Origin of the sequence: Streptomyces echinatus (genome assembly GCF_014203595.1) — a bacterium.
Classification (GTDB): domain Bacteria; phylum Actinomycetota; class Actinomycetes; order Streptomycetales; family Streptomycetaceae; genus Streptomyces; species Streptomyces echinatus.
Window position 1 is genome coordinate 254,420 of record NZ_JACHJK010000007.1, and the last position, 26,596, is coordinate 281,015.

Annotated in this window: 24 protein-coding genes and 1 pseudogene; 13 read left to right on the plus strand and 12 right to left on the minus strand. The window is 71.8% G+C overall.

Annotated elements, in window-relative coordinates:
- The first annotated feature begins 30 nt into the window (after positions 1 to 30).
- Positions 31 to 2,181, plus strand: coding sequence for a SpoIIE family protein phosphatase (locus FHS34_RS20985; RefSeq protein WP_184967654.1), 2,151 nt, complete (start codon positions 31 to 33; stop codon positions 2,179 to 2,181).
- Positions 2,182 to 2,193: 12 nt separating this feature from the next.
- Here FHS34_RS20985 and FHS34_RS20990 read toward each other — a convergent pair whose 3' ends face one another.
- Positions 2,194 to 3,285 carry an AI-2E family transporter gene (locus FHS34_RS20990; protein ID WP_184967657.1) on the minus strand — a complete coding sequence of 364 codons (1,092 nt, stop codon included), beginning with the start codon at positions 3,283 to 3,285 and terminating at the stop codon, positions 2,194 to 2,196.
- Between the two features lie 148 nt (positions 3,286 to 3,433).
- Between FHS34_RS20990 and FHS34_RS20995 the strand changes: the two genes are divergently transcribed.
- Positions 3,434 to 4,027: a GNAT family N-acetyltransferase gene (locus FHS34_RS20995; RefSeq protein ID WP_184967659.1), complete on the plus strand. Its 594-nt coding sequence runs from the start codon at positions 3,434 to 3,436 to the stop codon at positions 4,025 to 4,027.
- Between the two features lie 19 nt (positions 4,028 to 4,046).
- Here the strand turns inward: FHS34_RS20995 and FHS34_RS21000 are convergent, their stop codons facing one another.
- Together FHS34_RS21000 and FHS34_RS21005 are read right to left on the minus strand one after the other, a co-directional pair.
- A complete protein-coding gene (locus tag FHS34_RS21000; protein ID WP_184967661.1) occupies positions 4,047 to 5,018 on the minus strand; it encodes a pirin family protein in 972 nt (323 codons plus the stop codon).
- A 293-nt stretch (positions 5,019 to 5,311) separates the two neighbouring features.
- Positions 5,312 to 5,797, minus strand: coding sequence for an SseB family protein (locus FHS34_RS21005; protein ID WP_184967663.1), 486 nt, complete (start codon positions 5,795 to 5,797; stop codon positions 5,312 to 5,314).
- Positions 5,798 to 6,082: 285 nt separating this feature from the next.
- Between FHS34_RS21005 and FHS34_RS21010 the strand changes: the two genes are divergently transcribed.
- The 3 genes from FHS34_RS21010 to FHS34_RS21020 all read left to right on the plus strand — a co-directional run bounded on the left by FHS34_RS21010 (position 6,083) and on the right by FHS34_RS21020 (position 9,634).
- Positions 6,083 to 7,909, plus strand: coding sequence for an acyl-CoA dehydrogenase (locus FHS34_RS21010; RefSeq protein ID WP_184968103.1), 1,827 nt, complete (start codon positions 6,083 to 6,085; stop codon positions 7,907 to 7,909).
- 99 nt (positions 7,910 to 8,008) lie between these two features.
- Positions 8,009 to 9,307, plus strand: coding sequence for a M18 family aminopeptidase (locus FHS34_RS21015; RefSeq protein ID WP_184967665.1), 1,299 nt, complete (start codon positions 8,009 to 8,011; stop codon positions 9,305 to 9,307).
- A gap of 66 nt (positions 9,308 to 9,373) precedes the next feature.
- Complete coding sequence (locus FHS34_RS21020) at positions 9,374 to 9,634, plus strand: DUF6458 family protein (protein ID WP_184967667.1); 261 nt, start codon at positions 9,374 to 9,376, stop codon at positions 9,632 to 9,634.
- Here FHS34_RS21020 and FHS34_RS21025 read toward each other — a convergent pair.
- The 3 genes from FHS34_RS21025 to FHS34_RS21035 form a co-directional block, all read right to left on the minus strand.
- Positions 9,622 to 11,469, minus strand: coding sequence for an NHL domain-containing thioredoxin family protein (locus tag FHS34_RS21025; protein ID WP_184967669.1), 1,848 nt, complete (start codon positions 11,467 to 11,469; stop codon positions 9,622 to 9,624). The two genes, FHS34_RS21020 and FHS34_RS21025, sit on opposite strands and share 13 nt — an antisense overlap.
- Positions 11,470 to 11,592: 123 nt before the next feature.
- Entirely contained in the window at positions 11,593 to 12,447 is an 855-nt protein-coding gene (locus tag FHS34_RS43485; RefSeq protein ID WP_184967671.1) for a calcium-binding protein, read from the minus strand.
- Between the two features lie 186 nt (positions 12,448 to 12,633).
- Positions 12,634 to 13,020, minus strand: coding sequence for a cupin domain-containing protein (locus tag FHS34_RS21035; protein ID WP_225817458.1), 387 nt, complete (start codon positions 13,018 to 13,020; stop codon positions 12,634 to 12,636).
- A 51-nt stretch (positions 13,021 to 13,071) separates the two neighbouring features.
- On the opposite strand from FHS34_RS21035, the gene FHS34_RS21040 reads away from it, so the two are divergent.
- Positions 13,072 to 14,037, plus strand: coding sequence for a GlxA family transcriptional regulator (locus FHS34_RS21040; RefSeq protein WP_184967675.1), 966 nt, complete (start codon positions 13,072 to 13,074; stop codon positions 14,035 to 14,037).
- Positions 14,038 to 14,122: 85 nt separating this feature from the next.
- Positions 14,123 to 14,617 (plus strand): LURP-one-related/scramblase family protein, encoded by a 495-nt coding sequence (locus tag FHS34_RS21045; RefSeq protein ID WP_184967677.1) that lies wholly within the window; start codon positions 14,123 to 14,125, stop codon positions 14,615 to 14,617.
- 7 nt (positions 14,618 to 14,624) lie between these two features.
- Here FHS34_RS21045 and FHS34_RS21050 read toward each other — a convergent pair whose 3' ends face one another.
- On the minus strand, positions 14,625 to 15,446 hold the full coding sequence (locus FHS34_RS21050) for a carbon-nitrogen family hydrolase (protein ID WP_184967680.1): 822 nt from the start codon (positions 15,444 to 15,446) through the stop codon (positions 14,625 to 14,627).
- Between the two features lie 183 nt (positions 15,447 to 15,629).
- On the opposite strand from FHS34_RS21050, the gene FHS34_RS21055 reads away from it, so the two are divergent.
- Together FHS34_RS21055 and FHS34_RS21060 are read left to right on the plus strand one after the other, a co-directional pair.
- Positions 15,630 to 16,454 (plus strand): maleylpyruvate isomerase family mycothiol-dependent enzyme, encoded by an 825-nt coding sequence (locus tag FHS34_RS21055; protein WP_184967682.1) that lies wholly within the window; start codon positions 15,630 to 15,632, stop codon positions 16,452 to 16,454.
- Between the two features lie 42 nt (positions 16,455 to 16,496).
- Positions 16,497 to 16,721 (plus strand): annotated as a pseudogene (locus tag FHS34_RS21060) (class I SAM-dependent methyltransferase); the annotation flags it as partial.
- Positions 16,722 to 16,805: 84 nt separating this feature from the next.
- Here the strand turns inward: FHS34_RS21060 and FHS34_RS21065 are convergent.
- Both FHS34_RS21065 and FHS34_RS21070 read right to left on the minus strand, forming a co-directional pair.
- Complete coding sequence (locus tag FHS34_RS21065) at positions 16,806 to 18,116, minus strand: MFS transporter (protein WP_184967686.1); 1,311 nt, start codon at positions 18,114 to 18,116, stop codon at positions 16,806 to 16,808.
- Complete coding sequence (locus FHS34_RS21070) at positions 18,113 to 18,787, minus strand: GntR family transcriptional regulator (RefSeq protein WP_184967688.1); 675 nt, start codon at positions 18,785 to 18,787, stop codon at positions 18,113 to 18,115. Before FHS34_RS21070 ends, FHS34_RS21065 begins: the two co-directional genes overlap by 4 nt.
- A 199-nt stretch (positions 18,788 to 18,986) precedes the next feature.
- Between FHS34_RS21070 and FHS34_RS21075 the strand changes: the two genes are divergently transcribed.
- From FHS34_RS21075 to FHS34_RS21090, 4 genes are all read left to right on the plus strand, one after another.
- The gene (locus FHS34_RS21075; RefSeq protein WP_184967690.1) at positions 18,987 to 19,889 is read left to right on the plus strand and encodes a D-alanyl-D-alanine carboxypeptidase family protein; all 903 of its coding nucleotides are present in this window, start codon (positions 18,987 to 18,989) and stop codon (positions 19,887 to 19,889) included.
- 178 nt (positions 19,890 to 20,067) lie between these two features.
- Positions 20,068 to 20,415 (plus strand): GntR family transcriptional regulator, encoded by a 348-nt coding sequence (locus FHS34_RS21080; protein ID WP_184967692.1) that lies wholly within the window; start codon positions 20,068 to 20,070, stop codon positions 20,413 to 20,415.
- Positions 20,412 to 21,404: a DUF1648 domain-containing protein gene (locus FHS34_RS21085; protein ID WP_225817457.1), complete on the plus strand. Its 993-nt coding sequence runs from the start codon at positions 20,412 to 20,414 to the stop codon at positions 21,402 to 21,404. The genes FHS34_RS21080 and FHS34_RS21085 overlap by 4 nt, the downstream gene beginning before the upstream one ends.
- A gap of 253 nt (positions 21,405 to 21,657) precedes the next feature.
- On the plus strand, positions 21,658 to 22,740 hold the full coding sequence (locus tag FHS34_RS21090) for a BRO-N domain-containing protein (RefSeq protein WP_184967694.1): 1,083 nt from the start codon (positions 21,658 to 21,660) through the stop codon (positions 22,738 to 22,740).
- A gap of 74 nt (positions 22,741 to 22,814) precedes the next feature.
- On the opposite strand, the gene FHS34_RS21095 is transcribed toward FHS34_RS21090, so the two are convergent.
- Genes FHS34_RS21095 through pdhA form a run of 3 tightly spaced genes read right to left on the minus strand, consistent with a single transcriptional unit; the run spans position 22,815 to position 26,395 of the window.
- Complete coding sequence (locus tag FHS34_RS21095; RefSeq protein ID WP_184967696.1) at positions 22,815 to 24,218, minus strand: dihydrolipoamide acetyltransferase family protein; 1,404 nt, start codon at positions 24,216 to 24,218, stop codon at positions 22,815 to 22,817.
- 10 nt (positions 24,219 to 24,228) lie between these two features.
- On the minus strand, positions 24,229 to 25,206 hold the full coding sequence (locus tag FHS34_RS21100) for an alpha-ketoacid dehydrogenase subunit beta (RefSeq protein ID WP_184967698.1): 978 nt from the start codon (positions 25,204 to 25,206) through the stop codon (positions 24,229 to 24,231).
- A gap of 1 nt (position 25,207) precedes the next feature.
- Entirely contained in the window at positions 25,208 to 26,395 is a 1,188-nt protein-coding gene (gene pdhA, locus FHS34_RS21105; protein ID WP_184967699.1) for a pyruvate dehydrogenase (acetyl-transferring) E1 component subunit alpha, read from the minus strand.
- Positions 26,396 to 26,596: the final 201 nt, after the last annotated feature.

Here is a 26,596-nt window from a genome sequence, read left to right on the forward strand (position 1 = left end):
TTATTTATCCGATCTTCATAAAGTGGGGCAATGCGCACAGGTGAGCCGCTGCCGTCCGTAGAGGACGTCCTCGGCGCCCTCGCAACCGGGCTGTGGCACTGGGACACCGCCGCCGGGCTGGTCAGCGTGGACGCGGAGGCGGCACGGCTGCTCGGTCTGCCCGCGGAGCCGACCACCCTCACGGAGGCCGGGACCCGGGCCCGGCTGCACCCGGTCGACTGGAACGAGATCACCGGCGTGGTGCGGCTGGCCGTCGCCGAGAACACCCTCGCCGAGGTGCGCGTCCGGATCATGGACGGGGACGGCAGCGTCCTGCGGGTCGTCCGCAGCCGGTCGAAGCCGTCGTACGACCCCGGTCGGCAGGCGTACGAACTGATCGGCACCCTCCAGGAGGTGACCGAGCCGACCCCCGGCACGGCAGCCGCGCGCAGCGCCGTCACCGGGGACTGGCGGCGCTCCCGGGAGGCGTTCCTGCTGGACGCGGGCCGCGCGCTGGCGGAGGCGCGGTCCACGGCCGAGGTGCTGCGGGTGGTGGGCGGCCTGTCGATGCCCGGCTTCTCCCCGGACGGACTCGTGGTGTTCGGGGTGGAGGGCGACCGGCTGACGATCACCGGCCAGCACGGACACGAGCCCGGTGACATGAACCCCTTCTCCCACATGCCGCTGGCCACCGACTACCCGGCCGCCGAGGTCGTCCGCACCGGCCGGGCCGTCTATCTGTCCTCCCCGGACGAGTACAAGGACCGCTACCCGGTCACCTGGCCGCTCGCCCGTATCTTCGGCCGCAGTTCCTGGGCGTTCCTGCCGCTGACCGCCGCCGGGCGCACGATGGGCACCTGGATGGCCGCCTTCACCTACCCGGTCGCCTTCACGCCCGACGAGCGCGCGGTCCTGACCACGGTCGCCCGGATGCTCGCCCAGGCGCTGACCCGGGCCGGCGCCGCCGAGACCGAGCGGGAGCTCACGGAGGGCCTGCAGCGCTCCATGCTGCCGTCGCTGGGTCCCGAGATCCCGGGGATGCTGGTGGCCGCCCGGTACATCCCGACCGGCGGCGGACTCCAGGTCGGCGGCGACTGGTACGACATGATCCCGCTGCCCTCCGGCCGTTTCGCGCTGGTCATCGGGGACGTCCAGGGCCATGACGTCCGCGCGGCCGGGCTCATGGGCCAGCTGCGGATCGCGCTGCGCGCCTACGCCGCCGAGGGGCACCGCCCGGACGCCGTCCTCACCCGGGCCTCCCGCTTCCTGCACGGTGTCACACCCGCCTCCGGCGACGACCCCCTGGCCGACCTGCGCTTCGCGACCTGTCTGTACGCGGAGGCCGACCCGGCGACCGGCATGCTGGAGATCGCCCGCGCCGGGCACCCGGACCCGGTGATCCGGATGGCCGACGGAACGGTGATGATGCGGCCGACGACGGGCGGGCTGCCACTGGGCGTCGACCCGGACCCCGACTACCCGACGACCCGGTTCACGCTCGAACCCGGCGAGACGCTGATGCTGTGCACCGACGGCCTGATCGAGACCGGCGGGCACGACATGGAGAGCGGCTGGCGCAGGCTCCGCGCGACCCTGGAGGACCACCGGGGCGACCCGGAGTCCCTGGCCGACGCCCTGGTGCAGGCGGTGCACGGGCCGTCCTCGCACCACACCACCGGCCCGCTGGCCGACCGCCGCGAGGACGACATCGCGCTGCTGCTGCTGAGCCGGCCGGCGGAGGGCCACGGCGGCACCGTGACGGCGGGGCGCCCGGTGCGGCGCACCCTGCTGTCGGTGGCGCAGGACGAGCCGGACCGGATCGCCGAGGCCCGCCGGCACCTGCGCGAGCTGCTGCACGACTGGACCTCGCCCGATCAGGTGGACTCGGCGGTGCTGCTGGTCTCCGAGATGGTCACCAACGTCCTGGTGCACACCGACGCCGACGCGCTGCTGCTCGCCGAGGTCACCGGCGCGCGGACCGGGCGCCGGCTGCGGGTGGAGGTCTTCGACGCCGGCGACGACCTGCCGCACAAGCGCCGGCCCGGCGAACTGGCCTCCTCCGGCCGCGGCGTCATGCTGATCGAGCTCCTCGCGGACGCGTGGGGGGTGGACCCACGGGGCGAGGGCAAGAGCATCTGGTTCGAACTCTGCGAACCGGCGGACGCGCCGGGAGATGCGTGGGCGGTGCCGGGCGGGGCGTAGGAAACGACGGCCCTAAGGCCCGCCCGGCGCTTCGGGGGACGCGTCGGGCGGCTTTCCTGTGGCCGAAGGCCCGGCCGCTCCGCCGTACCGGCCCCTCAGTTCCGCGCCCACACCGAAGGCCGCCGCCGTCAGCGGGACCGCGAGGAGCATGCCGAGGATGCCCGCGACCGAGGCGCCCGCGGTGATCGTCAGCATCACGACCGCCGGGTGCATCTGCACGGTCCGGCTCTGGATCACCGGCTGCAGCACATGCCCCTCCAGCACCTGCACCGCGAGCACCACTCCGAGCGTCCACAGCGCGATCACGAAACCCCGGTCGGCGAGGGCGACCAGCACGGCCACCGCACCGGAGATGAAGGCGCCGAGGTAGGGGATGTAGGCGCCGACGAGGACGAGCGCGCCGAGCCCCACCGCGCCCGGCACCCGGAGGATCAGCAGGCCGACGGTGATGCACAGGGCGTCGATGAGGGCGATGACGGTCGTCCCGCGCATGAACCCCTCCACCGCGGCGAAGGCCCGCCGGGCGATGGCCTCCAGGGTGTCGGCGGTGCCGCCGGGCGCGAGGGAGCGCAGGGCCGCCAGGGCCCGTTGGGAGTCGCGCAGGAAGAAGAAGACGAGCAGCAGCGCGAGCACGGCCATGGCGATGCTCTCGGCGACCACGCTGACACCGCTGATCACGTTGGACGCGGCCGTCGCACCGAACTTGCCCAGCAGCCGGCGCGCGTTGCCGGCGAGGTCGTCCAGCCCGGTCCCGGCGGCCCCGAAGTGCCGGGCGACGCTCTTGGCGGCGCTCCGCAGCGAGGAGACGATCTGTCCGCCGGAGTCGATCAGCGCGGCGACGACGATGTAGACGGCACCGCCCACGACGGCCACGACGGCGACACAGGTGAGCCCGGCCGCCACCGACGGCTGCACCCCCGCCCGCACCAGCCGCCGGTGCAGCGGCCCGAGCAGCGCGGTGCCGAGCAGGGCGAGCAGCACCGGCGTGACGGCCGTGCGGAGTTCCCCGCACAACTGCACGCCGACCCAGCCCACCCCCGCGACGAGCAGCAGCACGACGCACCAGGCGGCGAGCCGGCGAACGGGATCGGGCAGCAGACGCACGCGTCCAGCCGATCACGCACACCGCCCACTGTCCTGCGGCGCGAGGCCGGGCGGGTGAGGGCGGCGTCCGACGGCCCCCGTGGCCCGCCGCGCCACCGGAGGCACAAGCCCGCGCCGCGTTGGGCCCCTGCGGACGTACGGTCGGGACATGGAGACAACCGCACAGGACCCCACGGCTCCCGGCGGGCCGGGGATCGTCGGCTACCGGACGGCGCGGCCCGAGGACGGCGAGGCCATCGCGGCGCTCGACGGGTCGTTCACGACCGACTCGGTGTTCGAGGTGACCGCGACACAGGAGGGTTTCCGGATCCGCGAGACCCCGGTACGGCCGCCCCTGCACAAGGTCTTCCCCGACGACGCGGACGGCGTCGCGGACGACGACGGGGACACCGGCGGCCCCGGGCCGAGCCGGACGGTGGTCGCCGTCCACGGGGACGAGCTGTGCGGGTTCGTGACGGCGTCCTTCGAACCGTGGAACGCGCGCCTGGCCGTCCGTGACATCGAGGTCGCCCCGGCGTGGCGGGGCAAGGGGGTGGGCCGGGCCCTGATGAGCCACGCCGTCAACTTCGCCAAGGAGGTCGGCGCGGTGCACGTCTGGCTGGAGGTCAGCAGCGTCAACGCGCCCGCCGTCCGCGCCTACCTCCGGATGGGCTTCGCCTTCTGCGGCCTGGACACCTCGCTCTACGAGGGCACGGAGTCGGCCGGCGAACGGGCGCTCTTCATGGCCCGGCCGGTGCCCTGACCGGCCGGGCCACGAGGGATCAGATCCCGCTCTCCGTCATCCCGTGCACCGCCGGGATGGTGCCGAGGCGGCCCTTCTGGAAGTCCTCGAAGGCCTGCATCAGCTCTTCCTTGGTGTTCATGACGAACGGGCCGTAGTGGGCCATCGGCTCACGGATGGGCTGTCCGCCGAGGAGCACGACCTCCAGGTCCGGGGTGTGCGAGTCCTGCTTCTCGTCCGCGCGGACGGTCAGCGAGGAGCCGGCGCCGAAGACCGCCGTCTGGCCCATGTGGACCGGGCGCCGCTCCGCTCCGACGCTGCCCCGGCCCGCGAGGACGTACGCCAGACCGTTGAAGTCCTGCCGCCACGGCAGCGTGACCTCCGCGCCCGGGGCGACGGTCGCGTGGATCATCGTGATCGGCGTGTGCGTGATGCCGGGGCCCTCGTGGCCGTCCAGCTCACCGGCGATGACCCGCAGCAGCGCGCCTCCGTCGGGGGTGCTGAGCAGCTGGACCTGGCCACCGCGGATGTCCTGGTAGCGCGGGGCCATCATCTTGTCCCTGGCGGGGAGGTTCACCCACAGCTGGAGGCCGTGGAAGAGGCCGCCGGACACCACGAGGGACTCCGGCGGGGCCTCGATGTGCAGCAGGCCCGAGCCCGCGGTCATCCACTGGGTGTCACCGTTGGTGATGGTGCCCCCGCCGCCCTGGGAGTCCTGGTGGTCGAAGACGCCGTCGATGATGTAGGTGACGGTCTCGAAGCCACGGTGCGGGTGCCACGGCGTGCCCTTGGGCTCGCCCGGCGCGTACTCCACCTCGCCCATCTGGTCCATCATGATGAACGGGTCGAGATGGCGGTAGTTGATCCCGGCGAACGCGCGGCGAACCGGGAAGCCCTCACCCTCGAAACCGCTCGGGGCGGTCGTGACGGTGAGCACGGGGCGTGCCACGGCGTCGGCGGGAGCGGTCACACGGGGCAGCGTCAACGGGTTCTCGACGGTCACTGCGGGCATGGTGGGTACCTCCTTGGTACGCCCACTTTAGTTGAGCGTTGAACTTCTTGCCACCACTAACGGAAGAAGCCCGGAGGGAATTCCCTCCGGGCCGTCGATCGGGCGACCGCGTACGCCACGGCGCGGCCGGGCGGCGGAACACCGCCGTCCGGACACGACCGGGCGGCGGGATGCGGGTCGGGGTCACGGCGGCACAGTAGGGCACCCCCGCGACGCGGCACAGAGGGCCGGTCCCGACGACGGAGGGCCGGCCCTCCGTGACGGAAGGCCGGCCCGGCGAGGAAAGGAGCGGTTCAGCCGCCGTACATCCGGCGCATGGCGAAGTCGACCATCTGCTCGACCGCCTTCGCGTCGAACACCATCCGGTGCTCGCCCTCCATGTCCAGGACGAAGCCGTAGCCGGTCGGCAGCAGATCGATCACCTCGGCGCCGGTGATGACGAAGTACTTGGACTCCTTGCCCGCGTACCGGCGCAGCTCCTTCAGCGAGGTGAACATCGGGATCACCGGCTGCTGGGTGTTGTGCAGGGCGAGGAAGCCGGGGGTGTCGCCGCGCGGGCAGTAGACCTTCGAGGTGGCGAAGATCTGCTGGAAGTCCTCGGCGGCCATCTGCCCCGTGGTGAAGGCGCGCACCGCGTCGGCGAGGGAGGGCGGGGACGGCTCCGGGTAGAGCGGCGGCTGCTGGCCGTATCCGCCGACACCGCCCGGCATCTGCTGCTGCGACGCGGCGTACTGCTGCTGGGCAGCGCCCCCGTCCATGGGCTGGCCGTATCCGTACATGGCGCAAGCCTACCGAGCACGGCCCCCCGGGCGGGCGCCGGGGAAATCCACGCGGCGGCCGGCAGGGAAGCCCGGTACGCGGGCGGCTCCACCACGGCCAACTGCGGCTCGGCCGTGGACCGGTGGACGATCTTGCCCGGCGCGGAGGAGTAGACCCTTCTCACACTTGGACCGAGAGGGGTTGCTTCTTATTACCGACGGGTAGCATCATCGGAGCTACTTGTTGGTACGTGAACTAGGTGCGAGGAGCCAGTGCCTCGCCGATCTCTCTACGGAGCCGTCGCCATGGGGCACTACAAGTCGAATCTCCGCGACATCGAGTTCAACCTCTTCGAAGTACTCGGGCGCGACAAGGTGTACGGCACCGGCCCGTTCGAGGAGATGGACGTCGAGACCGCCAAGAGCGTCCTGGAGGAGCTGACCCGCCTCTCCGAGAACGAGCTGGCCGAGTCCTTCGCCGACGCCGACCGCAACCCGCCCGTCTTCGACCCGGAGACCAACACCGCGCCGGTCCCCGCGTCCTTCAAGAAGAGCTACCAGGCCTTCATGGACTCGGAGTACTGGCGGCTCGGCCTGCCCGAGGAGATCGGCGGCACCACCTCCCCGCGCTCCCTGATCTGGGCCTACGCCGAGCTGATCCTGGGCGCCAACCCTGCCGTGTGGATGTACTCCTCGGGCCCGGCGTTCGCCGGCATCCTCTTCGAGGAGGGCAACGAGGTCCAGAAGCACATCGCCAAGGTCGCCACCGAGAAGCAGTGGGGCTCCACCATGGTCCTCACCGAGCCCGACGCGGGCTCGGACGTCGGCGCCGGCCGCACCAAGGCGGTCCAGCAGGAGGACGGCTCCTGGCACATCGAGGGCGTGAAGCGCTTCATCACCTCGGGTGAGCACGACATGTCGGAGAACATCCTCCACTACGTGCTCGCGCGTCCCGAGGGCGCCGGCCCCGGCACCAAGGGCCTGTCCCTCTTCCTCGTCCCGAAGTACCTCTTCGACTTCGAGACCGGCGAGCTGGGCGAACGCAACGGCGCCTACGCCACCAACGTCGAGCACAAGATGGGCCTGAAGGCCTCCAACACGTGCGAGATGACCTTCGGCGACAAGCACCCCGCCAAGGGCTGGCTGATCGGCGACAAGCACGACGGCATCCGCCAGATGTTCCGCATCATCGAGTTCGCCCGCATGATGGTCGGCACGAAGGCGATCTCCACCCTCTCCACCGGCTACCTCAACGCGCTGGAGTACGCCAAGGAGCGCGTCCAGGGCCCGGACCTGGCCAACTTCATGGACAAGACCGCGCCCAAGGTCACCATCACGCACCACCCCGACGTGCGCCGCTCGCTGATGACGCAGAAGGCGTACGCGGAGGGCATGCGCGCCCTCGTGCTGCACACCGCCTCCATCCAGGACGCCATCCAGCTCAAGGAGGCGAACGGCGAGGACGCCTCGGCCGAGGAGGCGCTGAACGACCTGCTCCTGCCCATCGTCAAGGGCTACGGCTCCGAGAAGGGCTACGAGCAGCTCGCCCAGTCGCTGCAGACCTTCGGCGGCTCCGGCTTCCTCCAGGAGTACCCGATCGAGCAGTACATCCGGGACTCCAAGATCGACACCCTGTACGAGGGCACCACGGCGATCCAGGGCCAGGACTTCTTCTTCCGGAAGATCGTCCGCAACCAGGGCGCCGCGCTGAACTCCCTCGCCGAGGACATCAAGAAGTTCCTGGCGCTCGGCACCGGCGGCGAGGAGCTGTCCGGCGCCCGTGAGCACCTCGCCAAGGCGGCCGTGGAGCTGGAGGCGATCGTCGGCCTGATGCTGACCGACCTCGCCGCCACCGAGCAGGACACCAAGAACATCTACAAGGTGGGCCTGAACACCACCCGCCTGCTCATGGCCTCCGGTGACGTCGTCGTCGGCTACCTGCTGCTCAGGGGCGCCGCGATCGCCGCGGAGAAGCTGCCCACCGCCTCGGCGAAGGACAAGGCCTTCTACACCGGCAAGATCGCCGCGGCGAAGTTCTTCGCGGCGAACGTCCTGCCGGGCGTCACGCTGGCCCGCAAGGTCGCCGGCAGCGTCGAGCTGGACCTGATGGAGCTGGACGAGGCCGCGTTCTAGACGACCCCGTCCTGGACGTTCCGGACGTCCCCGTCGATTACTCGCACGGGCCCGCTCTCTTTCCGGGAGCGGGCCCGTGCACGTCGTTAAGGTGAATCCATGAGCGCAGCTTCCCGCTTCGACCGCGGCCACACCGACGACCTGATGTCCTTCCTGGCGGCGAGCCCGTCGCCGTACCACGCCGTGGCGAACACCGCCGAGCGGCTGGAGAAGGCGGGCTTCCGGCAGGTCGCCGAGACGGACGCCTGGGACGGGACGAGCGGCGGAAAGTACGTGCTGCGCGGCGGGGCGATCGTGGCCTGGTACGTGCCCGAGGGTGCCGAACCGCACACGCCGTTCCACATCATCGGCGCGCACACCGACTCGCCGAACCTGCGGGTCAAGCCGCGCCCCGACACCGGGGCGCACGGCTGGCGCCAGGTCGCCGTCGAGATCTACGGCGGCCCGCTGCTCAACTCCTGGCTGGACCGGGACCTGGGCCTGGCCGGCCGGCTGACCCTGCGCGACGGCACCTCCGCCCTGGTCAACATCGACCGCCCGCTGCTGCGCGTGCCACAGCTCGCCATCCACCTGGACCGTTCGGTCGGCGCCGAGGGCCTCAAGCTCGACAAGCAGCGGCACCTCCAGCCGGTGTGGGGCCTCGGCAACGACGTGCTCGAGGGCGACCTCATCACCTTCCTGGAGCAGGAGGCCGGGCTCGCGCCGGGCTCGGTGGCCGGCTGGGACCTGATGGTGCACCCGGTGGAGCCGCCGGCCTACCTCGGCCGGGACCGGGAACTGCTCGCCGGCCCGCGCATGGACAACCTGCTGTCGGTGCACGCCGGCACCGCCGCCCTCACCGCCGTGGCCGCCTCGGGCGCGGCGCTCACCCGCATCCCGGTGCTCGCCGCCTTCGACCACGAGGAGAACGGCTCCCAGTCGGACACCGGCGCGGACGGCCCCCTGCTCGGCACGGTGCTGGAGCGCTCGGTGTTCGCGCGCGGCGGGTCGTACGAGGACCGGGCCCGCTCCTTCGCCGGCACGGTCTGCCTGTCCTCCGACACGGGCCACGCCGTGCACCCCAACTACGCCGAACGGCACGACCCGACGCACCACCCCCGGGTCAACGGCGGCCCGATCCTCAAGGTCAACGTCAACAACCGCTACGCCACCGACGGTTCGGGCCGCGCGGTGTTCGCCGCCGCCTGCGAGAAGGCGAACGTCCCCTTCCAGAGCTTCGTCTCGAACAACTCCATGCCGTGCGGCACCACCATCGGCCCGATCACCGCGGCCCGGCACGGCATCCGCACGGTCGACATCGGCGTCGCGATCCTCTCCATGCACAGCGTCCGTGAACTCTGCGGCGCCGACGACCCGTTCCTGCTGGCGAACGCCCTGACGGCGTTTCTGGAGGGCTAGCCGGGGCTTCGCCGGGTACCCGGACGGCACCGGAGATTCCGGAACCGGAAGGGGAGGCGAGGTCTCATGGGTCTCGGCGGATGCATCATCCTCATCGCCGTGGGGGCCATCCTGACGTTCGCGACCGACTGGCACATGCACGGTGTCAACCTCACCGTCGTCGGCCTGATCCTGATGGCCGTGGGCCTGATCGGCGTCGCGACGTTCAGTGGCATCGCGCGCCGCCGGCGGGTCGTGGTCCCGCCGACGACGCCGGTGGTGGAGGAGGAACCGCACCACCACCACACCCACCGCGTCGACGGCTACAGCGACGGCTACGGCGTCTGAGCCGCCGCCTCCTGCTCGTCCATGCCCGCAAGGACGAGCGGCAGGCGGTCCGTCCCGCCCTCGGTGAGCCGGAGCGGGACGCCCCAGTCCTGCTGGTGGACATGGCAGGCGGGATACTCGTTGCCCGCGTCGTCGTCGCAGCTCGCGGCCATCGCCGAGACGTGCAGGACACCCTCCGGGACGGCCGGGTTCAGCTCCAGCTCACGGGACAGGTCCGTGTCCGCTCCCTCCCCCTTGAGCAGCAGCTCGGGCGGGGTGGAGGAGACCAGCAGACGGGTCGAGGGACCGTACCGCGTGTCGAGCTTCTGGCCCGCCGGCGCCTGGAAGATCACGTCCAGGCTCAGGCGTCCGGGGGCGACCTCCGTGGCCGCGCGCCGGGTGCGGTGGGCGACCGACTCCACCCGCACCGCCTCCTCGGGCAGCCGCAGACGGGTCAGCCGGTGCCGGGCCGACTCCACGACCACGATGTCCTCGCCGACGAGGACGGCGTCGCTGGGCTCGCGCAGATCGGTGGCGAGCGTGGTGACCTCGCCGGTGGCGGGGTCGTAGCGGCGCAGGGCGTGGTTGTAGGTGTCGGCGACGGCGACCGAGCCGTCCGGCAGGGCGGTGACGCCCAGCGGGTGCTGGAGGAGGGCCTGGTCCGCGGCACCGTCGCGATGGCCGAAGTCGAACAGGCCGGTGCCGACGGCGGTGTGCACCTGCCCGTCCCCGTCCACCCAGCGCAGGGCGCTCGTCTCGGAGTCGACGAGCCACAGCCGGTCGGCGGTGGCCGCGAGACCCGAGGGCTGGGCGAACCAGGCCTCGGCGGCGGGCCCGTCCACCAGCCCCTCGTTGGTGGTGCCGGCCGCCACGGCGACGGTCCGCGTGACCGGGTCGTACGTCCACAGCTGGTGGACGCCGGCCATGGCGATCCAGACCTTGCCGGCGAAGAGCGCCACGTCCCAGGGTGACGAGAGGTCGACCTCACGGGCCGGGCCGGACGTCGCCGACCCCTGCCACCACTGCCTGCCGGTGCCGGCCAGGGTGGTCACCTCGCCGCTCGCCGGGTCCAGGCGGCGCAGGGCGTGATTGACGGTGTCGGCAACCACCACCGAGCCGTCGTCGAGGAGCGCGAGCCCCTGCGGCTCGTTGAAGGACGCCTCCCGAGGGCCGCCGTCGGCGAACTCGCGCGTGCCGGAGCCGATGCGCCGCACGACCGTCTCCCCGTCCTCCTCCAGCTCCACCAGCTGGTGCCGGGTGGTGTCGCTGACCAGCAGGTTCCCCGACGGCAGGAGCAGCGCCTTGCCGGGGAAGCGGAGGGACGTGGGCTCGGGCTCCGGCGGTACGTAGGGACCGTCGCCGCGGCGCAGCGTGCCCTTGGCCTCGTGCTCGGCCTCCAGCTCCGTGACCAGGCGCTCGATGGCGTGCACGTGCCCCTCGCCCGCGTGCTGGGCGACGACGTATCCCTCGGGGTCGATCACCACCAGGGTCGGCCACGCGCGCACCGCGTACTGCTTCCAGGTGGCCAGCTCCGGGTCGTCCAGCACCGGGTGGGCCACGCCGTACCGCTCCACGGCGTCCACGACCGCCTGGTGCTCGGCCTCGTGAACGAACTTCGGCGAGTGCACCCCGACCACCACCAGCGTGTCCGGGTGCTTCTCCTCCAGCTCACGCAGCTCGTCCAGGACGTGCAGGCAGTTGATGCAGCAGAAGGTCCAAAAATCGAGGATCAATGCGCGACCTCGGAAGTCGGCGAGCTTCAGGTCCTTCCCGCCGGTGTTGATCCAGCCGCCCTTGCCGATCAGCTCGGGGGCACGGACGCGGGCACGGCGCGGGGCGGAAGGGGCGGCGTTCATGCGTCAAGCGTGCCACCCTCGGCCGGCGGGCCGGCGGGCCGGCGGGGTCCGGACGCGCTGCTCGGGGATGAGCCCTCGGCCCCGGACTCCAGGAGTCCGGGGCCCCGCGGTCTCTCCGGGACGTCAGTCCTGCTGGAGTACGTTCCGGCCGGGGCCGCCGGAGAGGGTGTCACGGCCGGGGCCGCCGTACAGCCGGTCGTCGCCGCTGTTGCCGTAGAGCTTGTCGTTGCCGCTGTTGCCGTACAGGGCGTCGTTGCCCCTGCCGCCGTACAGGGTGTCGGCGCCGGTGCCGCCGGTGAGCGTGTCCTTGCCGTCGTCGCCGGCCAGGTACTGCCCCCCGGCCCCGCCGTGCAGCGCGTCGTCGCCCTTGCCGCCCTGCACGATGTTGTCGCCGCCGCTCGCGTTGATCCTGTCGTTGCCGTCGCCGCCCCAGGCAAGGCCCAGCTTGCCCACGGTGATGGTGTCGTTGCCCGCGTCGCCCGAGACGTACGCGCCGTCGAGGCGGCCGGAGTCGGTCGCCCGGTCGTTGCCGGCGCCCAGCGACATCTCGGTGTAGGAGTACACCTGGTCGGTGGCGTTCCGGTAGGCGACCGTGTCGTCGCGGTCGCCGAGGTCCATGATCAGGGCGGCGTAGGGGTCCTGGCTGTCCACGCTGGTGACCGTGCAGGAGACCTTGGTGCGGTCCGTGGCGACGGGGTAGCGGCAGTCGTGGCCCGCCTTGATCGTGACCACGTCGTCGATGACGTACGTGATGCCGGTGCGGTCCGCGGTGAGCGTCGCGGTGACGGTGGCCTCGTTGCTCTGGCCGGCGGCGGCCCGGTAGGTGAGCTGCCAGTCGTACTGGTTGACCTCGGCGGTGGCCGGCGTGGTGGCCGCGGCGGCGCTGCCGGCCAGGGTGAAGGGCGTGGCAAGGGCGGCCGCGCCGAGGGCCAGGGCGAGCGCGCGCACGGGCCGGCGGCGGTCGGGGCGAAGGGACATGGTGGACCTCCGAGAAGAACGGGCGGGTTGTTCCGCTGGCTTCCGCACCGTTCGACTCGGGGACCGGACCGTCGGTTGGCCGGCTCACTCGGCGAAGATGGAAGTTCACCCGGCGCACACCTGGCGTCCGGACGGATTCCGGTGCCCGGACGGATTCCGGGCTCCCGGACGGATTCCGGCGCCGGTTCAGGCGAGCGCGTGGCCCGTGGTCGCGTCCACGTGGTCGGGGACCTCCTCGTGCCGGTCGCCGACGGTCAGGGTTCCGGTGGGCTCGAACAGCAGGAGCTCGGTCGGCACGGGCGCGTACGGCTTGTGCTCGGTGCCGCGCGGCACGGTGAAGACCGAGCCCCTGGGCAGCACCACCGTGCGCTCGCCGGCCGGTTCGCGCAGGCCGATGTGCAGTTCTCCGCTGAGGACCAGGAAGAACTCGTCGGTGTCCTCATGGGCGTGCCAGAGGTGCTCGCCCTCCACCTTGGCCACGCGGACGTCGTAGTCGTTGACGGCGGTGACGATGCGGGGGCTCCACCGCTCGGTGAAGGAGGCCAGGGCGTCGTCCAGGGAGATCGGTTCCATGGACCCATCGTGCGGGTGACCGGGCCGCCGTACGAGTGCTAGAAATCGCATATGCCGCAACGATCCTCTCACCGCGTCGTGCTGATGGTCGACGAGAACTCCAACCCCTTCGAGATGAGCTGTGCCATCGAGGTCTTCGGGCTCCGGCGGCCCGAACTGGGGCGGGAGCTGTACGACTTCCGGCTGTGCGCGGCCGGGCCCGAGACCCGGATGCGGGACGGTTTCTTCACGCTCACCGGGGTGGCCGGACTGGAGGCCGCCGAGTCGGCCGACACGCTGATCGTGCCGAACCGGCCCGACACCGAGGTGCCCCGCTCGGCACGGGTCCTGGACGTCGTCCGGCGGGCACACGCGCGGGGCGCCCGGCTCGTCGGCTTCTGCTCGGGCGCCTTCACCCTCGCGGAGGCCGGGCTGCTGGACGGGCGGCGCGCGGCCTGCCACTGGATGTGGGCGGAGGCCTTCCGGGCCCGCTTTCCCCGGGTGGACCTCGAACCGGACGTGCTCTTCGTGGACGACGGTGACATCCTGACCGCCTCCGGCAGCGCCTCCGCGCTCGACCTGGGCCTGCACCTCGTGCGCCGGGACCACGGTGTGGAGATCGCCAACCATGTCTCCCGGCGCCTCGTCTTCGCCGCGCACCGGGACGGCGGGCAGCGGCAGTTCGTGGAGCGGCCGGTGCCCGAGGTGCCGGACGAGTCCCTCGGCCCGCTGCTGGCCTGGGCGCAGGAACGGCTGGGCGAGCCGCTGACGGTGGCCGGGCTGGCGGCCCGCGCGGCGGTCAGCCCCGCCACGCTGCACCGCCGTTTCCGCAGCCAGCTGGGTACGACGCCGCTGGCCTGGCTCACCGGGGAGCGCGTGGCGCTGGCGTGCCGGCTGATCGAGCGGGGCGAGGAGCGACTGGACGTCGTGGCGGCCCGCAGCGGCCTGGGGACGGCGGCCAACCTGCGGACCCGGCTGCGGCGGCAGACGGGACTGAGCCCGTCGGCGTACCGCAAACGGTTCGGGACGACGCCCTGACCCGCCGGTCCGGTTCTCTCCGCCCGCTCGCCCCGATCGCGGGGGTTCTGTGACGATCGGCCGGTGCCGGGGAAGCATGATCCGTATGAGATTCCTCGTACGCGACCGGATCCTCGGCATCGGTGACGACTGGTGGATCGAGGACGAGCACGGCCGGAAGGTGTTCCTCGTCGACGGCAAGGCGATGCGCCTGCGGGACACCTTCGAGCTGAAGGACGCCCAGGGGCGGGTCCTGATCGACATCCACCAGAAGATGTTCGCCCTGCGCGACACCATGGTGATCGAGCGGGACGGCGAGGCCCTGGCCAGGATCAAGCGCAAGCGGCTGTCCCTGCTGCGCAACCACTACCGGGTCTCGCTGGTGGACGGCACGGAACTGGACGTCAGCGGCAAGATCATGGACCGCGAGTTCGCCGTCGAGTACGAGGGCGAACTCCTGGCGGTGATCTCGCGCCGCCGGCTGAGCGTCCGCGACACCTACGGCGTCGACGTCGTACGGGAGGACGCCGACCCGGCGCTGCTGATCGCGGTGGCGGTGTGCGTGATCCACCTCGCCGAGAAGGAGGGGGAGGAGGACTAGGGGCCCCTCAGCCCTGGTGCCGGGGTGGTTCCAGGCCCAGGACCCGGTCCTTCAGTGCCGGGAACTGTTCGCGGGTCGCCGCCACCTTCGCCGGGTCGATGTCGGCCGTGAGGACCTCCTCGCCGGGGCCGGCCTGCGCGAGCACCTCGCCCCAGGGATCCACCACGATCGAGTGACCCGCCTGTGGAACTCCCGCGTGGGTCCCGGCCGTTCCACAGGCGAGCACGAACGCCTGGTTCTCCACCGCCCGTGCCTGGGCCAGCAGCGTCCAGTGCGCGCGTCGCCGCTCGGGCCAGCCCGCCGGGATCACCAGCGTCTCGGCGCCGGCGTCGACCAGTCCGCGGAAGAGTTCGGGGAAACGGAGGTCGTAGCAGGTGGCCACGCCGAGCGTGGTCCCGGGCAGCCGTACCGTCACCAGGTCCCGGCCCGCGCCCATCAGCACGGCCTCGCCCTTGTCGAAGCCGAAGCGGTGGATCTTGCGATAGGCGGCGGCCAGTTCACCGGAGGGGGAGAAGACGAGGGACGTGTTGTAGAGGGTGCCGTCGCCCGTGGCGCCGCCGCCGGACGGGGCACGCTCGGGGATGGAGCCCGCGTGCAGCCACACGCCCGCGTCGCTCGCCGCCTTGGCCATCGTCTCGAACGTCGGCCCTTCGAGCGGCTCGGCCTCGCGGCCGAACTCCTCGTAGGCGAAGGCGCCGGTGGTCCACAGTTCGGGCAGTACGACGAGGTCGGCCCCGCTCTGCTCCCGCACCAGCGCGGCCACGCGCCGCCGCCGGGAGCCGACCGGTTCACCCTCGTCCACGTCGATCTGGATCAGCGAGGCGCGCACACTACCACCGTCCTGGCATTCGAGCCGTCCACACGGGCCTACGATCGTCACACGAAAGCACTGCCGGGGTGCCTTTCAGCAGCGTAACTTAGCCTCTCAAGACGCCCGCCGAAGTGCAGCCGCCGCCCGCTGGCAATGCCGCCACCACCTGCCCGTGTACCGACCGCCGAGGGGTCCCGTTCCGTGAGTCTGCATCCCACCCTCCAGCCCTACGCCGACGCCTGGACGCATTCCGTCGAAGCGATATCGGAGATGGTGCAGCCGCTTGCCGAGGGCGAGTGGAACCGGCGGACCCCCTGCCCGGGCTGGTCGGTCCGGGACATCGTGTCCCACGTCATCGGCATGGACTGCGAGATGCTGGGCGACCCGCGCCCCATCCACGCCCTGCCGCGCGACCTGTTCCACGTCGCCACCGAGCACCAGCGCTACATGGAGATGCAGGTGGACGTCCGCCGGCACCACACGGCGCCGGAGATGACGTCCGAGCTGGAGTACACGGTCATCCGCCGCAACCGCCAGCTGCGCAACGAGTCCCGTGAGCCCGGCACCCTGATGCGCGGTCCGCTGGGTACGGAGATCACGCTGGAACAGGCCTACCGGATGCGGGCGTTCGACGTCTGGGTGCACGAGCAGGACCTGCGCACGGCCCTCGGCCGTCCCGGCAACCTGGACTCGCCGGGCGCCCTCATCACGCGGGACGTGCTGCTGGAGGCCCTGCCCAAGGTCGTCGCGCACGACGCGGGGGCGCCGCGCAGCTCGGCGGTCGTGGTCGACGTGCACGGTCCGGTCGAGTTCCTGCGCACCGTCCGCGTCGACATCCAGGGCCGCGGCACCGTGGAGACCGCCCCCGCCCTCGGCCCCGCCGCCACCCTGGTCCTGGACTGGGAGACCTACGTCCGTCTGGCCTGCGGCCGGGTCACGCCCGAGGCGGTGGCGGACCGGGTCAAGACGGAGGGCGACCAGGAGGTGGCGGCGGCGATCCTGCGTCACTTCACGGTGACGCCGTGACCGTGGGCGCCCCACGCGGCTGACAAGCCCCTTCGACAGCGGGAGTTCGTGGCGGAGTCGGCGCTGGAGACCCGGCGCGGGCCCGCCGACCTGGTGCTGTGTCCGGGCTCCAGCCATGCGCTGAGCACGGCTGAGCCGCCCGCCTCCCAGGCGCTGCGCGAGCTGCGCCGGCTGGTGACCGACGACGGGCGGGTGCTGCTCGGCGAGGGTCTCTGGGAGCGGACGCCCACGGAGGCCGAGCCGGCGGGCAGGTGGCCCGGGGCGAGCCGCCGACGGTGAAGGCCCCCCACAGGTCGGCCGGCCTCTCGGCCACATGGAAACGAGTGGCGCGTGGGTGGGCGAACCCCCCGCTCACGCCGCCGGCACGTGCACCGTCTCCACCCGGCTGGCGACCAACCGCTCCCGCTCCCGCCGAGCCGCCCGTCCCCGCAGCCGCAGGATCTGGCTGACGCCGAGCGCCTGGAGGACGAACACCGAGGAGAAGGCCACCGTGTAGTCGTCCCCGGTCGCGTCCAGCAGCACGCCGATCGCGAACAGCGTGGTCATGGACGCGATGAAGCCGCCCATGTTGGTGATGCCGGACGCCGTGCCCTGCCGCTCGGGCGGATTGGCCGGCCGGGCGAAGTCGAAGCCGAGCATCGACGCCGGCCCGCACGCGCCGAGCACGGCGCACAGCACCAGCAGCAGCCACATCGGCGCGTGCTCCCCGGGGTAGGCCAGCGTCGCCGCCCACAGCAGCGCGGTGGCGCCGACCGTGCCCAGCGCCAGCGGCAGCCGCGCCGCGTGGTGCCGGGCGACGACCTGGCCGTAGACCAGGCCGATCACCATGTTGGACAGGACGACGAGGGTGAGCAGTTCGCCGGCCGTGGCACGGCTGAGTCCCTGCGCCTCGACCAGGAACGGCAGGCCCCACAGCAGCAGGAACACCATCGCCGGGAACTGGGTGGTGAAGTGCACCCACAGCCCCAGCCGGGTGCCCGGCTCCCGCCAGGACGCGGCGATCTGCCGGCGGACGTAGGCCGCTCCCCGGTGCGGGGACGGCTCCGGTTCCTGCCCCTCGGGGTGGTCCTTCAGGAACAGCAGGGTCAGGACCAGGACGACGACGCCGGCCAGCGCGCTGCCCGCGAACGCCGGGGTCCAGCCGATGCCGTGCAGCAGCCGGGCCAGGACCAGGGTGGAGACCAGGTTGCCGGCCATGCCGACCAGCCCCGCGAGCTGCGCGACCAGCGGGCCGCGCCGGGCCGGGAACCAGCGGGTGCCGAGCCGTAGCACGCTGATGAAGGTCATCGCGTCGCCGCAGCCCAGCAGCGCCCGGGAGGCGAGCGCGGTGCCGTACGAGGGGGAGAAGGCGAAGCCCAGCTGCCCGGCGGTGAACAGCACCGCCCCGATGCTCAGCACCCTCTTGGTGCCGAGCCGGTCGACCAGCAGGCCGACGGGTATCTGCATGCCCGCGTAGACCAGCAGCTGGAGGATGGAGAACGTCGACAGGGCGGAGGCGTTGACGTGGAAGCGGTCCGCCGCGTCGAGACCGGCCACGCCCAGCGACGTACGGAAGATGACGGCCACGAAGTAGACGGCCACGCCTATGGACCACACGGCGACGGCCGGGCGCCCGCCCGGAGGGTCACCCGGAAGGGTGAGGTTGCGCGCGGGAGCGCTCATCGGACCTCACCTCGCGCGAGGTGGGAGAACCAGCCGACGTGCCGGTGCACGACGGCGACGGCCGCCTCCGCGTCCCCGGCGCGCAGCGCGTCCAGGATCTCCTCGTGCTCGGCGAGCGTCTTGGCGATCCGGTCGGGGTGGGAGTGCATGACGGCGACGCCCATCCGCAGCTGACGGTCGCGCAGCTGGTCGTAGAGCCGGGAGAGGATCTCGTTGCCGCCGCTGCGCACGATCTCGGCGTGGAAGCAGCGGTCGGTGACCGCGGCGGCGGCCAGGTCTCCGGCCGCGGCCTGCGCCCTCTGCTGCCGCAGCAGTTCGGACAGCCGTTCCAGCAGGCCCGCGGGGGCGGGTACCGCCTTGCGGGCCGCGTGCTCCTCCACCAGCAGCCGGGTCTCCACCACGTCGGCGATCTCCTGCGCGGAGACCGGCAGGACCAGGGCGCCCTTCTTGGGGTAGAGCCGGATGAGCCCCTCGGCCTCCAGCCGCAGCAGCGCCTCCCGAACGGGCGTGCGCGAGACCCCGACGGCCTCGGCCAGCTCGCCCTCGGTGAGCAGGGTGCCGCCCTCGTAGCGGCGGTCGAGCACCCCCTGCTTGACGTGCGCGTACACGCGGTCGGCGGCGGGTGGCGGCTTGAGGGACTGCGGGGCGGACTGCTCGACGGCCGTTTCCATGCCCACAGGATAGATACAACACGTACGCAAGCGGCAGGACCGTCCACCATCCGGACCCGGCCGGGCGCGCCGGACACCCCCCGCAGCGACCGCACAACCTTCTGTGCTACTTACGTGTCACACAGATGCGGCCCTCGCCAGCTCCCGTTTCAACTCGGCCGCACTCCATGGGCATTCAAGACATTCGAGGTACATCAAGTTGATTACCGGCATTACGGTCACCCGTCTTCGCAGAGCCGCCGCCGTCGCCGTCACCTCCGGCGCGCTGGTCGCCACCGGTGCCCTCACCGCGGCGCCCGCACAGGCCGTCACCGCGCCCTCGATCGTGGCCAAGGGCGGGTACCTCATGAACAACGCGAACAACTCGACGCTCTACGTCAAGAACGCGGACGGCCGGCTCTCCACCGGCTCGACCACGAAGATCATGACCGCCAAGGTCGTGCTCGCGCAGCCCAGCCTCAACCTGGACGCCAAGGTCGAGATCAAGAAGATCTACAGCGACTACGTCGTCAGGAACAACGCCTCCCTGGCGCACCTGATCGTCGGCGACAAGGTGACCGTGCGTGACCTGCTGTACGGCCTGATGCTGCCGTCCGGCTGCGACGCCGCCTACGCGCTCGCCGACAAGTTCGGCTCGGGCTCCACCACCGCCGCGCGCGTGAAGTCCTTCGTCGGCAAGATGAACTCCGCCGCCGCGGCCCTGCATCTGCAGAACACGCACTTCGATTCCTTCGACGGCATCGGCAACGGCAACAATTACTCGACGCCGCGCGACCTGACGAAGATCGCCAGCAGCGCGATGAAGAACGCCACGTTCCGCACGGTCGTGAAGACCAAGACGTACACCGCCAAGACGCAGACCAAGTCGGGCGGCACCCGCACGATGGCGCCGTGGAAGAACACCAACGGGCTCCTCGGCAGCTACAGCGGCACCATCGGCGTGAAGACCGGCTCCGGCCCGGAGGCCAAGTACTGCCTGGTCTTCGCCGCGACCCGGAACGGCAAGACGGTCATCGGCACCGTCCTCGCCTCCTCCTCCATCGCCCAGCGCGAGGCGGACGCGAAGAAGATGATGAGCTACGGCTTCGCCCGTCTCGGCTGACACCCGCTCCACCCCGCTCCACTCGCTCCACCCCGCTCCACCCGCTCCACCCCGCTCCACTCGCTCCACCCCGCTTCATCCGAAGGGCCCGCCGCACACAGCGGCGGGCCCTTTCCGCTGCGTCCGCCGGCGCCCGCCCTCCCCGGATGACATACATGGTGCTAGTGTCATTAGCACCATGCTGCTGCACCTGGACAAGGCCGACACCCGCCCGCTGCACGAGCAGATCGCCTCGGCGGTCCGGCGGGCCGTCGCCGAGGGCGAGTGCCGCGCGGGCGACCGGCTGCCGTCGGCCCGCGATCTCTCCTCGGCCCTGGACGTCAACGTCAACACCGTCCTGCGCGGCTTGCGCGAACTGCGGGACGAGGGCCTGCTGGAGTTCCGCCGGGGCCGGGGAATCACCGTCGCCGAAGGAGCGGCCCGGCGATCCGGGCTGCAGATCAGGGTGCGGGAACTGGTGGCGGAGGCGTCCCGGCTGGGCTACAGCCGGACCGACCTCATCGACATGATCAGGGGGCTGGCGTGACGGTGACGGGGAAGGACGCGGGGCCCGCGCCGCACGGCCGTGCGGGACGCCGGTGGCTCATCGGCTCGACGGCGGCCGTCACCATCCTGATCGCCGGCCTGCCCTGGGCCGCGCACGGCCGGCTCCCCGGCCGGCTGGCGACCCACTGGAGCGGCGGTGGCACCCCCGACGGCTCGATGCCCCTGTGGGCGGCCTCCCTGTTTCCCACCGGTATCTGGCTGCTGGCCGCCCTCGCGGGGAGCGTCCCGTGGCGCCGCTCCCGGCCCACCGCACGCCCCTGGCGGGCGATGGCCCTGGCGCCCACCGGGGCGGTGCTCCTCGGCGCGCAGGTGTCCGTCGTCCGGGCGAACCTAGGCCACGCGGACTGGCACGACGCCCGCCTGCCGGTCCTGTGGGCGGTGCCGCTCGTGGCCCTGGCGGCGGCCGCCGGCGTGCTGGCCTGGCGGCTGACCACCCGGTCCACCGCGGCGCCCGCGGACAGCGCACCCGCGCTGGACCTGCCCGAGGGGGAACGGCTCGTGTGGTTCTCCCGCACGGCCAACCCCTGGCTGTCCCTGCTGGCGGCGGTGACGGGGCTGATCGCCGCCGCCGCGCTGGTGGCCCTGGCCGCCGGCCTGGCGGACCCCGCCGGACTGTGGCCCGTGAGCGCGGTCTGCGCGGTCACATCGCTCGCCGGCGCCGCCTTCTCCTCGGTCCGGGCGACGGTGTCGGAGACGGGCCTGGAGGTGTCGTTCGGCCCGCTCGGCTGGCCCGCCCGCCGCTGGGCCCCGGCCGCCATCGAGTCCGCCCGAGCCGAGCGGCGGCTGCCGTCCCAGGTCGGCGGCTGGGGCTACCGCCTCAGCGGCCTCGGCACGACGGTCATGCTCCGCGCCGGCGACTGCCTGGTCATACGCCCCCGGGGCCGGCGTGCCGACTTCGCGGTGAGCGTGGACGACGCCGAACGGGGCGCGGCCCTGCTGAACGCGCTACGGACCCGACGCCCCCGCTGAACGCGGGGCGGCGCCGGCCTCGGTCGGGCGCCGCGTCCGCCGCACGACCGGAGCCGAACATGCCGATTCGGGCGTGAGGCCGGGGACTTGACACCCGGTCTCCTCCCGCGCTGCCCGTGGTGGCCGCCTCATCACAGAACACCGTTGCGGCGCAAGGGATTTGACATTCTTCGCCCGCAATCGTGAACAACAAGCCTTTCCGCTGGCATATTCGCCGCCTTGCGATCTACGTTCCGCGGCGGAGGTGGTTCCCATGAACGAACCCAGGAAGCAGTCCCATCCCGCGGGACAGCGCGAGGCGATCGACGTCAGTGACTTCGTGTACGCGGCGACCGGAGCCCGTGTGCGCCGGCTGACGATGCCGGACGGAAAGCACTGGTTCCCGGCGGTGGACGTGTGCAAGGAACTGGGCCACAGCAACTCCCGGCAGGCACTCGCCGATCACGTCCCCGAGGTGCACCGAGAGATTCTCGAGACCGTAACTGGAGCTTACGGTCTCAGCATTCCCGCAGGTCGGGAGTGGCGCCGAGACTTGAATGTCATCTCTCTGCAGGGTCTCATCCTCCTCGTCCAGGCCTGCACCAAACCCTCCTGCGCCCCCTTCAAGCAATGGGTCGCCGAAGTCATCGAGACCGTGCAGCGGGAGGGGTCCTACACGCTCGAAGAGGCCGAGGTGCAGCCGGCCGGGCCCGGCGCGCCCCTCGCCTACGCCATGCCCGAGCAGGTGGCGGAGGCGATCGTCCGGCTGGAGACGCACAACCTTCAGCTGGACGAGGAACTGGCCGACGGGCAGCGCAAGACGCTCGAGCTGCAGAAGGAGACGCTGGCCGTCCAGCGGGAGGCTCTGACCGCCCAGCAGGAGACGCTGACCCTCCAGCGCGAGGCTCTGACCGCCCAGCAGGAGACGCTGACCCTCCAGCGCGAGGCTCTGACCGTCCAACGGGAGGCGCTGGCGACGGAGAAGGCCACCCTCGCCGTCCAGCAGGCCATGGTCCGGGCGATGGAACGCATCGCGGACCGGCTCGACGCCCTCGTCCTCGGACGTCCCGCCCCCGGCGCGCAGCTCGTGGGATCGCCCACCACCGAGTCCGTACTGGCCGGCTGGCGGCAACGGCTGTCGGTGACGGCGGACGTGTGGACGGTCGCCGTGGTGATCGCCCCGGTCCTCGTCGAGAAGGGCGAGCTGCGCGAGCCCCTCGAGTCGATCGCGGCCCGTACGGGTCTCTCGGTGCACCGCGTCAACGAATGCCTCCGCCTGCTGCGCAAGCACGCCTGCATCCAGTCGCGGGGCGGGGCGGAGGACGGGGCGCCGGTGTACGTGCTCGACCAGGGCTGAAAGGGAGAAGGGGCGGTCGCAAGCCAAAATTGCGACCGCCCCACCTCGTCTCAGACGTTACCCGCCGAGGGCTCTCACGCCCAGGTGATCAGCCTCTTCGGCTGCTCCAGAATCGCCGCCACATCGGCCAGCACCTTGGAACCCAGCTCGCCGTCGACCAGGCGGTGGTCGAAGCTCAGGGCCAGCGTGGTCACCTGGCGCGGCTTCACCTTGCCCTTGTGGACCCACGGCTGGAGCTTGATCGCACCGACCGCGAGGATCGCCGACTCGCCCGGGTTGAGGATCGGGGTGCCCGTGTCGACGCCGAAGACACCGACGTTGGTGATGGTCACCGTGCCGCCCTGCATGGCGGCGGGCGAGGTCTTGCCCTCGCGGGCCGTCGCCACCAGCTCGCCCAGTGCCTCCGCCAGCTGCGGGAGCGTCTTGTCGTGCGCGTCCTTGATGTTCGGGACGATCAGGCCACGGGGGGTGGCCGCCGCGATGCCCAGGTTGACGTAGTGCTTGAGCACGATCTCCTGGTTGGCCTCGTCCCAGGAGGCGTTGACGTCCGGATTGCGCTTGATGGCGACCAGCAGGGCCTTGGCGATCAGCAGGAGCGGGTTGACCCGCAGGCCCTGCATGTCCTTGTCCTGCTTCAGCTCCTCGACCAGCTTCATCGTGCGGGTCACGTCCACCGTCACGAACTCGGTGACGTGCGGCGCCGTGAAGGCCGAGCCGATCATCGCCTGCGCGGTGGCCTTGCGGACGCCCTTGACCGGGATGCGGGTCTCGCGCCCGGTGTCGTACGACGCCGCGGGCGCCGGAGCGACGGGGGCGGTGGCCGGGGCCGCCGGGGCCGGGGCGGTCGGCTGGGCGGCCGCCGGTGCGGCCGCCGCGTGGACGTCCTCACGGGTGATGACGCCGTCCGGGCCCGACGGGATGATCGCGGTCAGGTCGACGCCGAGGTCCTTGGCCAGCTTGCGCACCGGGGGCTTGGCCAGCGGGCGGGACTTGTCGGCGACGGCTCCGCCGTGGCCGTTCAGCTCCGTCTGGACCGCCTGGGCCGGCGCCGGGACGGTGACCTCGGGGCCCTTGCGGGGGCGGCGCTTGGTGGAGGAGGTGGCCACGCCGTAGCCGACGAGGACCGGCTGGCGGGCCGGCGGCTTGGCCTCCTCCCCGGGCTGGGCCGGCTCCGTCTGCGGCTGCGCGGCGGGGGCCTCCGGAGCGGCACCGCCGGCCACGGCCACCGCCACGGCGATGATGGGCGTGCCCACGTCCACCGTGGTGCCCTCGGGGAAGTGCAGTTCGCGAACCACGCCGTCGTAGGGGATGGGGAGTTCCACCGCCGCCTTGGCGGTCTCCACCTCGCAGACCACCTGGCCGTCGGTGACCGTGTCGCCCGGCTGGACGTACCACTTGAGGATCTCGGCCTCGGTGAGTCCCTCGCCCACGTCGGGCATCTTGAACTCGCGTACGGACGCTTCCGTCATCGTCGTCACGACCCTCTCCTCAGTACGCCAGCGAGCGGTCGACGGCGTCGAGCACGCGGTCCAGGTTCGGCAGGTACTCCTCCTCCAGGCGGGCCGGCGGGTACGGGGCGTGGTAGCCGCCGACCCTGAGGACCGGTGCCTCCAGGTGGTAGAAGCAGCGCTCGGTGATCCGCGCGGCGATCTCCGCGCCGGAGCCGAAGAACACCGGTGCCTCGTGCACCACGACCAGGCGGCGGGTCTTCTCCACCGAGGCCTGGACGGCGTCGAAGTCGAGGGGGCTGACCGAGCGCAGGTCCAGGACCTCCAGGGACTTGCCCTCCTCGGCGGCCGCGGCGGCGACCTCCTGGCACAGCTTCACCATCGGGCCGTACGCCGCCAGGGTCAGGTCGGTGCCCTCGCGGACGACCTGGGCCCTGTGCAGCGGGGCGGGGATCGCCTCGAAGTCGACCTCGGCCTTGTCCCAGTAACGCCGCTTGGGCTCGAAGTAGATCACCGGGTCGTCGCTCTGGATGGCCTGCTGCATCATCCAGTAGGCGTCGGAGGCGTTGGACGGGCTGACGATCTTGAGGCCGGCCACGTGCGCGAACAGCGCCTCGGGGGACTCGGAGTGGTGCTCGACCGCGCCGATGCCACCGCCGTAGGGGATCCGGACGACGACCGGCAGCTTGACCTTGCCCAGCGAGCGGGCGTGCATCTTGGCGAGCTGGGTGACGATCTGGTCGTAGGCCGGGAAGACGAAGCCGTCGAACTGGATCTCCACCACCGGGCGGTAGCCGCGCAGGGCCAGGCCGATCGCGGTGCCGACGATGCCGGACTCCGCGAGCGGGGTGTCGATGACCCGGCTCTCGCCGAAGTCCTTCTGCAGGCCGTCCGTCACCCGGAAGACGCCGCCGAGCTTGCCGACGTCCTCGCCCATGACGAGGACCTTGGGGTCGGCGTCCAGGGCATGGCGCAGCGACTCGTTGATGGCCTTCGCCATCGCCATCTTCTCGGCCATCTCAGTGACCCCCTTCATCGGCGAACGACGCCTGGTAGGCGGCGAACTGGGCGCGCTCCTCGTCGACGAGCGCGTGCCCGTCCGCGTACACGTTCTCGAAGATGGCGAAGTGGTCCGGGTCGGGCATGGCGCGGACCGCTTCGCGCACTCGCTTGCCCAACGCTTCGGACTCGGTCTCGAGTTCCGCGAAGAACGTCTCGTCCGCGTGGCCCGAGGCCTCCAGGTACCGGCGCAGGCGCAGGATCGGGTCCTTCGCCTCCCAGGCCTGCCGCTCCTCGTCACCCCGGTAGCGGGTGGGGTCGTCGGAGGTGGTGTGGGCGCCCATGCGGTAGGTGAACGCCTCGACCAGGGTGGGGCCCTCGCCGTTGCGGGCACGCTCCAGCGCCCACTTGGTCACCGCGAGGCAGGCGAGCACGTCGTTGCCGTCGACCCGGACGCCGGGGAAGCCGTAGCCCTGGGCGCGCTGGTACAGCGGCACCCGGGTCTGCTTCTCGGTGGGTTCGGAGATCGCCCACTGGTTGTTCTGGCAGAAGAACACCACGGGGGCGTTGTAGACCGCGGAGAAGGTGAACGACTCGGCGACGTCGCCCTGGCTGGAGGCGCCGTCACCGAAGTAGGCGATGACCGCTGAGTCGGCGCCGTCCTTGGTGATGCCCATCGCGTAGCCGGTGGCGTGCAGGGTCTGGGAGCCGATGACGATCGTGTAGAGCTGGAAGTTGTTGCTGTTCGGGTCCCAGCCGCCGTTGTTCACACCCCGGAACATGCCGAGCAGGTTGGCCGGGTCGACGCCGCGGCACCAGGCGACGCCGTGCTCGCGGTAGGTCGGGAAGACGTAGTCGTCCTCGCGGGTGGCCCGGCCGGAGCCGATCTGGGCGGCCTCCTGGCCCAGCAGGGACGCCCACAGGCCCAGTTCGCCCTGGCGCTGCAGGGCGGTGGCCTCGGCGTCGAAGCGACGGGTGAGCACCATGTCGCGGTACAGGCCGCGCAGCTCCTCGGCGGTGATGCCGGCGACGTAGGCGTCGTACTCGGCGTTCGCGACCCGCTCCCCCTCCGGGGTCAGGAGCTGCACGAGTTCGGGGTCGGTGCTCTTCTTGGCGGTACTGCGGGTGGTGCGCTTGGTGCCGGTGGTGCCGGCCTTGCCTGCGGCGCTGCGTCGCGGCTTGCGCGCGGCACTGCTCTCCACGGTCACGTGTGCTCCTCCGTCGTTCCGGCCCCCGGGGTTGCCGGTAGGCCAGTGCGGCTCACCTGTTTCGACCACCGGGCACGGGGTGGGTGCCACTCGGCCGGGAACAGGCGTGACAGGTGCCCCGGCGAGCGCCCTGCAGCCATCACGTTACCCAGTGCTTCACATTTCTGTGAAACACCGTTTGACCTGCGATTTTGCTTGGAT